Here is an 11,995-nt window from a genome sequence, read left to right on the forward strand (position 1 = left end):
ATCCTGCCACAAAATACAATCGGTTTAATATGCTTTTCTCGTTTATCACTAAGCCTGTGTTATTTTTGAGATTTTACTTTTATTTTTTTTGGTGGAATTACCGATGGTTCTATGCCTTTTTGCAACATCACTTCCATAACATGCGATTCCATTTTTAATTTCATAAGCCTTGAGCGACCATCAATAAAGGCCGACCGCATTTCGCTTACTTCATTTTTTAATCGCGCTATTTCATACACCTTTTTATCAGCACTATGCGAACTCGCAATCATCACTATAGCCAAAGCCGAAATGAATATGATAAACTTCCAATTCTTAAAAGAGTCGTCACTTACCAAAAAAGTGCCTTTTAATATTTTATAGATGTTTGTTTTCATTCTCTCTGCCTCTCCGAGACACCTCTCCAAAGGAGAGAATTAATTATTTAATTATTACTAAACACCCTTACTGCTTTCAGCAGGCCCCTTTCAGTTTGAAAAGGGTTAAAGATGGAATTATATTTTTTCCGCAATTCGAAGTTTTGCACTTCTTGCCCTACTATTATTCCTTATTTCTTCTTTTGAAGGCACTATCAAACCATTTACTTTTTTAAGCGGCACTTCAAAATTTCCATACATATCGCGTTCTGGCTCCCCTTCAAACATCCCATTTCTTATAAAACGCTTTACCAATCTATCTTCCAACGAGTGGTAAGAAATCAAACTTAATCGACCACCTTCATTTAGAAGCTCTGGCGTTTGCCCCAAAAACTCTTTTAAAGCCTCAATTTCCTGATTCACTTCAATTCTTATAGCCTGATATATTTGGGCCAACACTTTATTTTCATGTCGAGGCGGCAAAAACTTTTTCAATACCGCTTTCAACTCTTCACTAGTAACAATAGGTTGTGATTCCCTATGTTCAACAATTAATTTTGCCATAGCAGGTGCAGCCCTCAATTCTCCGTATTGTAAAAACACTTGTTTCAATTGCTCTTCCTCGTATTTGTTTACAACCTGAAAAGCCGACAATACATTTTGCTGATTCATTCGCATATCCAAATTCGCCTCAAAACGCGTTGAAAAACCACGTTCCGCTACATCAAATTGATGTGACGACACACCAAAATCCGCCAAAATCCCATCTACTTTCTTTACACCGTAAAACCTTAAAAAGCGTTTTATATAGCGAAAATTTTCATTTATTAAAGTGAATCTTGAATCGTCAATTGTATTTTTAAGAGCGTCTTGATCTTGATCGAAAGCAAACAATTTTCCTTTATCACCAAGTCGTTTTAATATTTCTTTACTGTGCCCACCACCACCAAAAGTGACATCTACATAAATACCATCTGGATTGATATTCAACCCGTCAACGGCTTCTTTCAATAATACTGGGTTATGATATTCCATGGTCATCATCATCTTGTCCCATAACTTCTTCAGCTAAATCTGCAAAATCTACAGCAGCATCATCAATGGCTTGTTCATATAAATCTTTATCCCAAATCTCAATAATATTAATGGCAGAGGCTACCACTATATCTTTTGAAATATTTGCAAATACCGTTAAATCTTTAGGTATTAGTAAGCGTCCGTTCATATCTACCTCAACCATTTTAACACCCGCTGTAAAACGACGGATAAAATCGTTGTTCTTTTTATTGAACCTATTAAGCTTATTCATTTTTTGCATTAGCACCTGCCATTCGCTCATGGGGTACAATTCCAAACATTTTTGAAACACTGAACGTCGCAACACAAACCCATCAGATAAAACCGAAGATAGTTGCTTTTTAAGCGGAGAAGGCATCATCAGCCTGCCTTTTGCATCCACTTTACAATCATATGTCCCTGTTAATAAGTCCAATGTGGTTTGTTAGATTTTTTGTGTTTAAGTTTCAAATATATTGAAAATTTTACCACTTTTTACCACTTTATACCACTTTGTTGATAATTTTTCGACTAAACGCAGTTTATTGATGTTTTTAAACGTCAACAACACCCACTACCACTTAGTATCAATAGGTTAAACACAACTTTTCAACAACACTTCAATTGTTAACATCTCCATTTTGAAATATTATTTTTGAAAATCAATAAAATGATTGAAATATGAATGAAATAACTATATTTGTTTTTAAAGTAATGACAACCGATTAATGACGCATAGTTTAAAAAAAGAAAGAAATTACAGCTATATTGAAGCTGGTGAAGGCACACCAATTGTAGTATTACACGGACTAATGGGTGGTTTAAGTAATTTTGATTCGGTAATTAAGTATTTTAGCCAAAAAGGGTATAAAGTTATTATTCCTGAACTACCTATTTACACTATGTCTTTACTTAAAACCAATGTAAAGAGTTTTGCTAAATACCTACACGATTTTATAGAATTTAAAGGTTACGAAGAAGTTATTTTACTAGGCAACTCGTTGGGTGGGCATATTGGTTTATATCATACAAAACAATACCCCGACAAAGTAAAGGCATTGATTATAACAGGAAGTTCTGGTCTATATGAAAGCGCCATGGGCGGAGGCTACACCAAACGCAGTGATTATGAAGTTATTAAAAAGAAAGCACAAGATGTTTTTTACGACCCTTCCATTGCAACCAAAGCCATTATAGATGAGGTTTACGAAACCGTAAACGACCGTAATAAGCTTATAAAAACATTAGCCATTGCCAAAAGTGCCATTCGGCATAACATGGCAAAGGATTTACCAAAAATGAACGTCCCCACCTGTATTATTTGGGGTAAAAACGACACCGTAACACCGCCGGAAGTCGCCGAAGAATTTGACAGTCTTTTACCAGATTCCGAGTTATTTTGGGTTGACAAATGTGGGCATGCTGCTATGATGGAACACCCCGACCAGTTTAATCAAATTCTTGATGCTTGGCTACAAAAAAGAAATCTTTAATTAAGTTACAAAATCCCAAATCTCAATAAGGTATAAATGGTGATTTAGACTAATATCAAAAAATAAATGCACATAAAATCGGCCGAGTTTGTAATGAGTAATTCCGATGTGGCAAAATGCCCTAAAGGATTACTGCCCGAATATGCATTTATTGGTAGAAGTAATGTTGGAAAGTCGTCACTCATCAACATGCTAACGAGTCGAAAAAGTTTAGCAAAAACCTCGGGAAGACCAGGTAAAACACAATTAATCAATCATTTTTTAATTAATAAAAATTGGCACTTGGTAGATTTACCGGGATATGGTTATGCGCGAGTTTCTAAAAACGCAAAAAAAACGTTTCAAAAATTTATTACCCAATATTTTAGCCTGCGCGAACAACTAGTAACCGCTTTTGTTTTAGTAGATATAAGACACGAACCCCAACCTATTGATTTAGAATTTATGCAGTGGTTGGGCGAACATGGCATTCCGTTTTCTATCATTTTCACTAAAGCCGACAAACTAAAACCCAACGCTATTTTAAGACATGTTGAAGACTACAAAAACGTACTTTTGGAAACTTGGGAAGACATGCCTAATTATTTTATAACCTCATCGAGCAACGAAGTAGGAAAAGATGCTGTTTTAAACTATATTGATGGGCTGAATGAGAATATGGAATTGGGCACACATTGAATTTCTTTATAAAAGTAAATCAGCTCATTTCAAAACTGTCAAATCTACTAATGGAATTTACCAAATTGTAACAATATAGTAGACAACCTGGGGTAATCCTCTTATAACCGGTAAAAATTTATCTTAAATATAAACTTTAACATTCATCATCGACTTTTATAAAAACTTTAAGATTATTTAGATCTATCTTTAAAACTTTACTAATCTTTAAACAGACTTCCACCTTTGTGGAAATAATAAAAACACTAGTTCTATGAAAAAATCGACATTTATTACAAGTATTGCTTGCATCTTTATCATGCTTTTATCTTCTACTATGGAGGCGCAAAAATTCAGTTCTATAGACAAAAGCCCTATGGATGCCACTGCATATCCTAGTAACTACAAAGAACCTAACAAACTAGTAAAAGTAGTTTATAGCAGACCACAACTTAAAGAAAGAGATCTAAGTACTTTAGCACCCAACGGGAAAGTATGGCGTACCGGTGCGAACGAAGCTGCCAATATCACCTTATATAAAGACATGAAAGTTGGCGGGAAAGCAGTTAAAGCTGGAGAGTATTCGCTGTTTACAATTCCTGGAGATAAAGAATGGATTATTATTTTAAATAAAGATATTAATGTTTGGGGCGCTTATTCGTATAACGAAGCCAATGATGTTATTAGAATTTCAGCACCTGTAAGCTCTGGAGATTCGTTAGAAGCTTTCTCGATTGCTTTTTCCGATGATGGCACGATGTATTTAGGCTGGGACACGGTTAGGGTTGCTGTACCTTTTACAAAATAGGCTTTAGGCTTTAGGCAAAAAAAAGTTCCATAGCGAAATGCTAATGGAACTTTTTTTATTCTATAAAACTTTAAATACGTAACCTAATAGCCAATATAAAACCAGGAATACAAAAATGGTTCCAAAACATCCGCATTTTCCGCCACCAATTTTTTTTGCGCCCCAAGCGGCTCCAATAATTCTTAATAATTTTTCCATACCATTTAAATATGCACCAATTAAATATGCACCAATTTAGGGAATATTTAAATATTTATGTGTTTGTAACGACACTTTCCATTTAGGGTTTGCCATCACATAATCTACAATTTCAGGAATCACTTTGTCGCGTTTGCTCCACTCAGGTTGCAAATACAAAATACAATCTTTATTTACTTTGGCAGCCTGCTCTTCCGCAAAGCGGAAATCGTCCTTATTATATACAATTACTTTAAGCTCGTGGGCTTTTGCATACACTTCTTTAGTAGGGAGTTTTATTTTTTTAGGTGATAAACAAATCCAGTCCCAAATACCCGTTAATTTATAAGCACCAGAGGTTTCTATATGTATCTGTAAGCCTTCGGCTTTTAGCTTTGTGGTTAAGGGCGTCATATTCCAAGTTAATGGCTCGCCACCTGTAACGACGATGGTATTACTATACTTTTTGGCGTTTTCAACAATTTTTAAGATATCTGTTGGTGGGTGTAAATTAGCATTCCAACTTTCCTTTACATCGCACCAATGGCAACCGACATCGCAACCACCAATTCTAACAAAATACGCAGCGGTTCCTTTATGGAAACCTTCACCCTGTATGGTATAAAACTCTTCCATTAATGGCAACATGTTGCCAGTATCAACTAATTCTTTTATCTCTTTATTCATAAGGCTGCAAAGATAAACCTTTGTTATTTAATTGTTCAAAGTTTTATTTTGATTTCATATAGAATACCTATTTTTATAAAAATTTTAGTAAATGAACACGAAGGACACTTTTTTTAAATACATAACAGAAGGCAATGTTTGTAAAGGCGATTTTATATCTGTTGGTGCTGCCATGTTAAACGGCGAAACCATAACCAATGCCTTGGTAAATATTCCATTAAAAACCTTAAACCGTCATGGCTTAATAGCTGGAGCCACGGGGACAGGAAAAACAAAATCACTGCAAGTATTAGCCGAAAATTTAAGCGATAAAGGTATTCCTGTACTATTAATGGACATTAAAGGCGACTTAAGTGGTTTGGCACAACCAAGTGCTGGACACCCGAAAATTGATGAACGCCATGCCCAAATAGGTTTACCTTTTGAAGCCAAAAGTTTTCCTGTTGAAGTTTTAACACTTTCTGAGCAAGATGGCGTGCGATTAAGAGCTACCATTAGCGAATTTGGTCCTGTTTTACTTTCAAGAATTTTAGATTTATCGGATGCACAATCGGGTGTTGTGGCAGTTATTTTTCAATATTGTGACGATAACAAACTGCCGATTCTCGATTTAAAAGATTTTAAAAAAATATTACAATATGCCACCCAGGAAGGTAAAGCAGAATTTGATGATGCTTACGGACGTATTTCTACAGCATCTACAGGTGCTATTTTGCGCAAAGTGGTCGAGCTAGAACAACAAGGTGCCGATTTATTTTTTGGCGAAACCTCGTTCGATGTAGATGATTTACTACGTATTGATAATAGCGGTAGAGGCTATATAAACATCATCCGATTAACCGATATTCAAGATAGACCGAAGTTATTCTCAACCTTTATGTTGAGTCTACTAGCTGAAATTTATTCCACATTCCCGGAACAAGGCGATAGCGACAGACCAGAATTGGTGATTTTTATAGATGAAGCGCATTTAATTTTTAATGAAGCATCCAAAGCACTCCTCAACCAAATTGAAAGCATCGTTAAATTAATTAGAAGTAAAGGGGTTGGCCTGTATTTTGTAACCCAAAATCCAACCGATGTGCCTGAAGCGGTTTTAAGTCAGTTAGGTTTAAAAATTCAACATGCGCTTAGAGCTTTCACAGCTAACGATAGAAAAGCTATAAAATTAACTGCTCAAAATTATCCAGACTCCGATTATTATAACACCGTTGAAGTATTAACATCACTTGGCACAGGTGAAGCGTTGGTTTCCGCTCTTGATGAAAAAGGACGCCCTACACCCCTAGCCGCTACCATGATGCGTGCGCCAATGAGCAGAATGGACATTCTAACCGATGATGAATTAAGGACATTGAATTCACAATCGAAGCTCGTTAAAAAATATAACGAAACCATAGACAGGGAAAGCGCTTACGAACTACTTAACAAAAAAATAGAGCAAGCTGAAGCCGAAGAAGCCAAGAAAAAAGCTAAATTAGAAAAAGAAGCCCTTGAAAAAGCAGCTTCTAAACAACACACTACGACATCTTCTAGAAGAAAAAGCACAGCAATGAATCCCATAGTAAAAGTACTCACTAGTGCTACTTTTATTCGCAGCGTTTTTGGTATTTTAACTAAAGTAATGAAGAAATAGGTTGGTATAGACTTTAAAAAATTGGCATGATGAATCCATTCTTATCAAAACTATTGGTTGACATTGCTCGAAAGCGCATTCAATCTAAACAGAAAAATCAAACTGTAAGCAAAAAACAGATCGTTCCCCTAGTAAGGAAATTTCAGATTGAAATATCGCATGCCATTAAAGAATATATCTTCATTATAATTGGTGTGTTTTCGGCTGGATTTGGTTTAAAAGGATTCTTGCTACCAAATCGTTTTATTGATGGTGGTGCTACAGGTATTTCGTTATTACTTCAAAACGTTACCAATTTAGATTTAAGTTATTTTTTAATCCTTGTCAACCTACCTTTTCTAATTTTAGCATCACGAACCATTGGGTTAAAATTCGCTGCTAGAAGCATTGCTGCCATTGCCTTATTAGCTTTTGTCGTTCATTTTGTAGAATATCCAACTATTACGGAAGATAAATTATTGATCTCGGTTTTTGGCGGTTTCTTTTTAGGCCTAGGAATTGGTATGTCTATGCGAGGTGGAAGCGTCATTGATGGCACCGAAGTATTAGCCATTTTCTTAAGCAAAAAATTATCGTTAACTATTGGAGATATTCTTTTATTAATCAACATTTTAATATTTTCGGTTGGTGCTTATATTCTATCTATGGAAACAGCACTATATGCCATTTTAACGTATTTAGCAGCTGCAAAAACGGTCGATTTTATAGTAGATGGTGTTGAAGAATATGTGGGTGTTACAATCATTTCCAATAAACACGTAGATATGCGTATTATGCTTACCGAAAAACTGCGTAGAGCCTGTACCATTTATGCTGGCAAAGGTGGTTTGGGGAAAAGCGGTGACAGTTACGATAAAGATATTATTTATACCGTTGTTACCAGATTAGAACTTGCTAAATTGCAAACCGAAATTGATAAAATTGATAGAAATGCTTTTATAATTATGGGCATTGTAAAAGATTTAAAGGGTGGAATGATTAAAAAGAAACCACTTAAATAATTGAAGAATTAATAATTAGTACATGACAAAAATCCAAATATATTCAGATGTCAATCTGAGCGCAGTCGAAGACATTGGAAAAATTGTTTTTAATCGTATTTTGACCTTAGTTTATCTTGAACCAAAAGGCCCAATATAACGTGTCATGTACTAAAAATGAATAATTAAAATCCATGACTGATAAAAAATATACCATACAAGACAGTCCTTTTATTGTTCCAACAACCGATGGAAAAATAATAAAGGAACATTTTGGGGTGGCAACCAATGGTAATTCCCAAATAAGTATTGCCCATATGAAAGCACCTGCGGGCTGGAGCGAACCTTTTCAAACGCCTGAATTTGATGAATACACTTTTATAATTCGCGGTAAAAAACAGTTTATTATTGAAAACGAAACCGTTGTTTTAGAAGCTGGTCAATCCATCAAAATAAACAAAAATACCAGAGTGCAATATTCCAATCCGTTTACCGAAGTTTGCGAATACATCGCCATTTGTACGCCTGCTTTTTCTATGGATTTAGTAAACCGAGAAGATTAAATGAACAAATACCTTGTCAAAACTATTGGAAGCTTTATAAACTTCACAAGTTTTCTTTCCCCCTATTACGCTGCTAAACTAGCCGTTAAAATATTTTCAACACCTCGAAAAGGCAAACTGAATGATGACGAAACAAACTATCTAAAATCTGCCGCTCAAGAGAGTATCACTTATGGAGATGTCCCCATAAAAACATATTGCTGGAGCGGGAAAAAAGACACTATTTTACTGGTCCATGGTTGGGAAAGCAATGCATTCAGATGGAAAGATTTAATAAAAATTTTAAAATCCGAAGATTACAACATCATTGCTTTAGATGCACCTGCACATGGCAATTCTGGAAGTAAAATTTTCAATGCGGTGCTGTATTCAGAATGTATTAACCTGGTTATTAAACAGTTTAATCCTTCCATTGTTATTGGGCATTCTATTGGCGGTACAGCTTCGGCCCTAGCTATTAACAATCATAAACTTCCTATTAAAAAGCTGGTATTACTTGGAGCACCTTCAAATTTTGATGAAGTTATCGATAATTACGTCAAAATCATGGGATACAACAAAAAAGTAATTAAAGCAATAAACAACTATTACTTAAAACATTTTGGATATTTTCCTGAATTTTATACCATTGAAAATTTCTCGAAGAATATTCAAGCAGAAGGACTTATCATTCACGATAAAAAAGACCGAATCATATCGTATAAAGATGCTTTACATATTTCAAAATACTATAAAAATTCTAAAATTATAAAAACCACTGGATTGGGTCATGGTTTAAAAAACGATACCGTTTACAACCATATATTAGAGTTTTTAAACACCTAGATTTGTTGTACTTTTGAAACATGAAGCCCATAAAGGGCTTTTAGAGACTGTTTAAATTTTGTTTTTGGAATGTTTTATAGGGTATTTTTTTGTCAGACTAAGGTATTTTGAGATTCATAGCCACAGCTATGGACCGAAAAATAGCTGACGTACGGCGGAAAAAGACACATAAAAGAGCCAAAGGATAAAACTTAAACAGTCTCTTAACAACAAAACCATTATTATTACCAAATTATCTGGATTGATTTTAAATGGTTTTTGATTTTTTTATTCAAATGGAAACAGAATTAAAACGCATCAATAAATTTTTAAGCGAAGTTGGGTATTGCTCACGCAGGGAAGCCGATAAACTTATTGAAGCAGGACGTGTAACCATAAACGGCGTTGTACCAGAAATGGGCACAAAAATAGCCCCTAATGATGTGGTTCATGTAGATGGAAAAGAAATTAACACATCAAATGAAGCCTTTGTATATTTAGCTTTTAACAAACCTGTGGGTATTGTTTGCACAACAGACACGAATGTTGAAAAAGATAACATCATCGATTTTATAAACTACCCCAAACGTATTTTCCCTATTGGAAGGTTAGACAAACCCAGCGAAGGATTGATTCTGCTAACCGATGATGGTGATATTGTAAACAAAATTCTTCGTGCTAGCAATAATCACGAAAAAGAATATATTGTTAGGGTAGATAAACCTATTTCGCAAACCTTTATTGAACGCATGGCAGGTGGTGTTCCTCTTGAAGATTTAAACAAAGTCACCAATAAATGTGTGGTTGAAAAACTCAGTACTTACGAGTTTAAAATTATCTTAACACAAGGTTTAAACCGACAAATCCGCCGCATGTGCGAATACTTAAATTACGAGGTTGAAACGCTGAAACGTGTTAGAATAATGAACATAAAACTAGATATGCCTTTAGGTGAATACCGAGAACTCACTAAAGAAGAATTTAGTGAATTAAACAGACTGATTAGCGATTCAACTAAAGAGTACAAACCCAATAAATTTCGCCGAAATTAATCCAAACTATCGGACAAACCAATTACTTAATATGGGAATTATAAAACGCTCTCCCTTAATTTTGTAATGGGCATCGTACCCTTTGACACTATCTTAGCATCAAAATAAATTTTGAAACTATGATACGAATATTGGCATTGATTTTGACCGTTGGAGGCACAATAGCCTTGATTATAGGGGTTTTAGGTGTTTTTGGAAATAACTTTGTCACACTCAGTCCTTGGGCATTAACTATATTAGGAGGGATTTTCTTTATCGCAGGTGTATCCATGCTAAAATATAGAAAGGATGACCCCGTTAAACCAATCGAATAGAAAATTTAGCTAACCGTTTTGTCTATAATTAAGATAGAGAATCGTTTTGACTCCTAATTAGAGCTACGTCTCTCGCGAGCTAATAGCGTATTTTTTAACAACATAGCAATCGTCATAGGACCAACTCCCCCAGGAACCGGTGTGATATAACTTGCTTTTTTGCTGACACTTTCAAAATGCACATCACCTGCAAGTCTGTAACCACTTGTTTTTGTAGCATCTGGAACACGGGTAATTCCAACATCAATAATCACAACGTCTTCTTTAACCATATCGCCTGTTAAAAACTCTGAAATACCAATAGCGGCTACAATAATATCAGCGGCCTTAGTTATTTCAGCCAAATTTTTAGAACGACTATGTACTACCGTAACTGTTGCATCACCTGCTTTACGTTTTTGGCTCATTAAAATACTCATAGGACGCCCCACAATATGACTTCTTCCCATAACTACCACATTCTTACCAGAGGTTTCAATTTGGTAACGTTCTAACAATTCCAAAATACCATAAGGTGTTGCGGGTAAAAAAGTAGGCAAATCTAAAGCCATTTTACCAACGTTGGTAGGATGAAACCCATCTACATCCTTATCTGGATGCACCGCCATTAAAACCTTTTGCTCATCAATATGTTTTGGCAATGGCAATTGAACTATAAAACCGTCGATATCATCATTGGTGTTTAGCTCATTAATTTTGGACAACAACGCTTCTTCTGAAGTATAATCAGGCAAATCTATCAAAGTAGAATTAAAACCGATCTTTTCGCAAGCTTTTACTTTTGCATTTACATAGGTCATACTGGCTCCGTCTGTTCCTACTAAAATAGCAGCAAGATGCGGCACTTTTTCTCCTCTAGAAATCATAGCACTTACGTGTTCTGCAATTTCTTCTTTAATATCGTTACTTACTTTTTTTCCGTCTAAAATTATCATAAAAATAGTATTCAGTAGCAGTCGCAGTCACAGTTTGCTTACTCATTGCCTGTATTTACTCCGAATTTGCTTGGATTATTAATCATATAGTTTATAAGTTTCCCGACTTCAATACCTAATTCGGTTAACTCCAAATGTTTTTCTTCATCAAAATAATTACATGCTAAAGCAAAATCTAACCATGTACTCGTTTCCGAATTCTCACCATCAGCATCTGTAAGTTTGCTTATAAAATGTTTTGGGTAGATTCTTTTTCTATACGCTTCAGCTATATTTGCAGAAACCGACCTAGAACTTCTTCTTATTTGGTCTGTTAAAGAATATATTTCTTCCTTTGGAAAGGATTTAGAAATTTCAAAAATCAACATAGACAACTCAAAAGATTTTTGATAAGCTAATAGTTTTTTGAAATCCATAAAATTTAATTTTCACTACTTAGAACTGCGACTGAGATTGAGACTGCGACTGGGACTAAAT

At 35.0% G+C, this 11,995-nt stretch carries 16 protein-coding genes; 9 read left to right on the top strand and 7 right to left on the bottom strand.

The window, feature by feature from the left end; all coding sequences use genetic code 11:
• Nucleotides 1-59: 59 nt before the first annotated feature.
• The 3 genes from ACGLWY_RS02320 to mraZ form a co-directional block, all read right to left on the bottom strand.
• Nucleotides 60-377, bottom strand: coding sequence for an FtsL-like putative cell division protein (locus ACGLWY_RS02320; protein ID WP_396618059.1), 318 nt, complete (start codon nucleotides 375-377; stop codon nucleotides 60-62).
• Between the two features lie 117 nt (nucleotides 378-494).
• Nucleotides 495-1,391, bottom strand: a complete 897-nt coding sequence (gene rsmH, locus ACGLWY_RS02325; protein ID WP_396618060.1) for a 16S rRNA (cytosine(1402)-N(4))-methyltransferase RsmH — start codon at nucleotides 1,389-1,391, stop codon at nucleotides 495-497.
• Nucleotides 1,378-1,848, bottom strand: a complete 471-nt coding sequence (gene mraZ, locus ACGLWY_RS02330; protein WP_396618061.1) for a division/cell wall cluster transcriptional repressor MraZ — start codon at nucleotides 1,846-1,848, stop codon at nucleotides 1,378-1,380. Before mraZ ends, rsmH begins: the two co-directional genes overlap by 14 nt.
• A gap of 292 nt (nucleotides 1,849-2,140) precedes the next feature.
• Here mraZ and ACGLWY_RS02335 point away from each other — a divergent pair, with 292 nt between their 5' ends.
• The 3 genes from ACGLWY_RS02335 (at nucleotide 2,141) to ACGLWY_RS02345 (ending at nucleotide 4,370) form a co-directional block, all read left to right on the top strand.
• The gene (locus ACGLWY_RS02335; RefSeq protein ID WP_396618062.1) at nucleotides 2,141-2,905 is read left to right on the top strand and encodes an alpha/beta fold hydrolase; all 765 of its coding nucleotides are present in this window, start codon (nucleotides 2,141-2,143) and stop codon (nucleotides 2,903-2,905) included.
• A 66-nt stretch (nucleotides 2,906-2,971) separates the two neighbouring features.
• Nucleotides 2,972-3,583 (top strand): ribosome biogenesis GTP-binding protein YihA/YsxC, encoded by a 612-nt coding sequence (gene yihA / locus ACGLWY_RS02340; protein WP_396618063.1) that lies wholly within the window; start codon nucleotides 2,972-2,974, stop codon nucleotides 3,581-3,583.
• 253 nt (nucleotides 3,584-3,836) lie between these two features.
• Nucleotides 3,837-4,370: a DUF2911 domain-containing protein gene (locus ACGLWY_RS02345; protein WP_396618064.1), complete on the top strand. Its 534-nt coding sequence runs from the start codon at nucleotides 3,837-3,839 to the stop codon at nucleotides 4,368-4,370.
• 60 nt (nucleotides 4,371-4,430) lie between these two features.
• Here the strand turns inward: ACGLWY_RS02345 and ACGLWY_RS02350 are convergent, their stop codons facing one another.
• Together ACGLWY_RS02350 and ACGLWY_RS02355 are read right to left on the bottom strand one after the other, a co-directional pair.
• Nucleotides 4,431-4,568: a hypothetical protein gene (locus tag ACGLWY_RS02350; RefSeq protein ID WP_396618065.1), complete on the bottom strand. Its 138-nt coding sequence runs from the start codon at nucleotides 4,566-4,568 to the stop codon at nucleotides 4,431-4,433.
• 36 nt (nucleotides 4,569-4,604) lie between these two features.
• Nucleotides 4,605-5,234, bottom strand: a complete 630-nt coding sequence (locus ACGLWY_RS02355) for a 7-carboxy-7-deazaguanine synthase QueE (RefSeq protein WP_396618066.1) — start codon at nucleotides 5,232-5,234, stop codon at nucleotides 4,605-4,607.
• A gap of 91 nt (nucleotides 5,235-5,325) precedes the next feature.
• On the opposite strand from ACGLWY_RS02355, the gene ACGLWY_RS02360 reads away from it, so the two are divergent.
• The 6 genes from ACGLWY_RS02360 (at nucleotide 5,326) to ACGLWY_RS02385 (ending at nucleotide 10,583) form a co-directional block, all read left to right on the top strand.
• On the top strand, nucleotides 5,326-6,870 hold the full coding sequence (locus ACGLWY_RS02360; RefSeq protein ID WP_396618067.1) for a helicase HerA-like domain-containing protein: 1,545 nt from the start codon (nucleotides 5,326-5,328) through the stop codon (nucleotides 6,868-6,870).
• Between the two features lie 29 nt (nucleotides 6,871-6,899).
• Nucleotides 6,900-7,871, top strand: coding sequence for a YitT family protein (locus ACGLWY_RS02365; protein WP_396618617.1), 972 nt, complete (start codon nucleotides 6,900-6,902; stop codon nucleotides 7,869-7,871).
• Between the two features lie 173 nt (nucleotides 7,872-8,044).
• Nucleotides 8,045-8,413 carry a cupin domain-containing protein gene (locus ACGLWY_RS02370; RefSeq protein WP_396618068.1) on the top strand — a complete coding sequence of 123 codons (369 nt, stop codon included), beginning with the start codon at nucleotides 8,045-8,047 and terminating at the stop codon, nucleotides 8,411-8,413.
• A complete protein-coding gene (locus tag ACGLWY_RS02375) occupies nucleotides 8,414-9,238 on the top strand; it encodes an alpha/beta hydrolase (RefSeq protein WP_396618069.1) in 825 nt (274 codons plus the stop codon).
• A gap of 275 nt (nucleotides 9,239-9,513) precedes the next feature.
• A complete protein-coding gene (gene rluF / locus ACGLWY_RS02380; protein ID WP_396618070.1) occupies nucleotides 9,514-10,269 on the top strand; it encodes a 23S rRNA pseudouridine(2604) synthase RluF in 756 nt (251 codons plus the stop codon).
• 119 nt (nucleotides 10,270-10,388) lie between these two features.
• Nucleotides 10,389-10,583 carry a hypothetical protein gene (locus ACGLWY_RS02385; protein WP_396618071.1) on the top strand — a complete coding sequence of 65 codons (195 nt, stop codon included), beginning with the start codon at nucleotides 10,389-10,391 and terminating at the stop codon, nucleotides 10,581-10,583.
• 53 nt (nucleotides 10,584-10,636) lie between these two features.
• On the opposite strand, the gene ACGLWY_RS02390 is transcribed toward ACGLWY_RS02385, so the two are convergent.
• A complete protein-coding gene (locus tag ACGLWY_RS02390) occupies nucleotides 10,637-11,518 on the bottom strand; it encodes a bifunctional 5,10-methylenetetrahydrofolate dehydrogenase/5,10-methenyltetrahydrofolate cyclohydrolase (protein WP_396618072.1) in 882 nt (293 codons plus the stop codon).
• Between the two features lie 38 nt (nucleotides 11,519-11,556).
• Complete coding sequence (locus tag ACGLWY_RS02395; RefSeq protein ID WP_396618073.1) at nucleotides 11,557-11,934, bottom strand: four helix bundle protein; 378 nt, start codon at nucleotides 11,932-11,934, stop codon at nucleotides 11,557-11,559.
• Between the last annotated feature and the right edge of the window lie 61 nt (nucleotides 11,935-11,995).

The sequence above is a fragment of the Mariniflexile sp. HMF6888 genome, assembly GCF_044335535.1.
Classification (GTDB): Bacteria; Bacteroidota; Bacteroidia; order Flavobacteriales; family Flavobacteriaceae; genus Mariniflexile.

Excerpts from the sequence above, each read along its gene's own strand:
- ACGLWY_RS02375 (WP_396618069.1), top strand. The coding sequence starts at position 8,414 with ATGAACAAATACCTTGTCAAAACTATTGGAAGCTTTATAAACTTCACA.
- ACGLWY_RS02345 (WP_396618064.1), top strand. The coding sequence starts at position 3,837 with ATGAAAAAATCGACATTTATTACAAGTATTGCTTGCATCTTTATCATG.
- ACGLWY_RS02395 (WP_396618073.1), bottom strand. The coding sequence starts at position 11,934 with ATGGATTTCAAAAAACTATTAGCTTATCAAAAATCTTTTGAGTTGTCT.
- ACGLWY_RS02365 (WP_396618617.1), top strand. The coding sequence starts at position 6,900 with ATGAATCCATTCTTATCAAAACTATTGGTTGACATTGCTCGAAAGCGC.
- rsmH (WP_396618060.1), bottom strand. The coding sequence starts at position 1,391 with ATGGAATATCATAACCCAGTATTATTGAAAGAAGCCGTTGACGGGTTG.
- ACGLWY_RS02350 (WP_396618065.1), bottom strand. The coding sequence starts at position 4,568 with ATGGAAAAATTATTAAGAATTATTGGAGCCGCTTGGGGCGCAAAAAAA.
- rluF (WP_396618070.1), top strand. The coding sequence starts at position 9,514 with ATGGAAACAGAATTAAAACGCATCAATAAATTTTTAAGCGAAGTTGGG.
- yihA (WP_396618063.1), top strand. The coding sequence starts at position 2,972 with ATGCACATAAAATCGGCCGAGTTTGTAATGAGTAATTCCGATGTGGCA.
- ACGLWY_RS02335 (WP_396618062.1), top strand. The coding sequence starts at position 2,141 with ATGACGCATAGTTTAAAAAAAGAAAGAAATTACAGCTATATTGAAGCT.
- ACGLWY_RS02370 (WP_396618068.1), top strand. The coding sequence starts at position 8,045 with ATGACTGATAAAAAATATACCATACAAGACAGTCCTTTTATTGTTCCA.
- ACGLWY_RS02355 (WP_396618066.1), bottom strand. The coding sequence starts at position 5,234 with ATGAATAAAGAGATAAAAGAATTAGTTGATACTGGCAACATGTTGCCA.
- ACGLWY_RS02320 (WP_396618059.1), bottom strand. The coding sequence starts at position 377 with ATGAAAACAAACATCTATAAAATATTAAAAGGCACTTTTTTGGTAAGT.
- ACGLWY_RS02385 (WP_396618071.1), top strand. The coding sequence starts at position 10,389 with ATGATACGAATATTGGCATTGATTTTGACCGTTGGAGGCACAATAGCC.
- ACGLWY_RS02390 (WP_396618072.1), bottom strand. The coding sequence starts at position 11,518 with ATGATAATTTTAGACGGAAAAAAAGTAAGTAACGATATTAAAGAAGAA.
- ACGLWY_RS02360 (WP_396618067.1), top strand. The coding sequence starts at position 5,326 with ATGAACACGAAGGACACTTTTTTTAAATACATAACAGAAGGCAATGTT.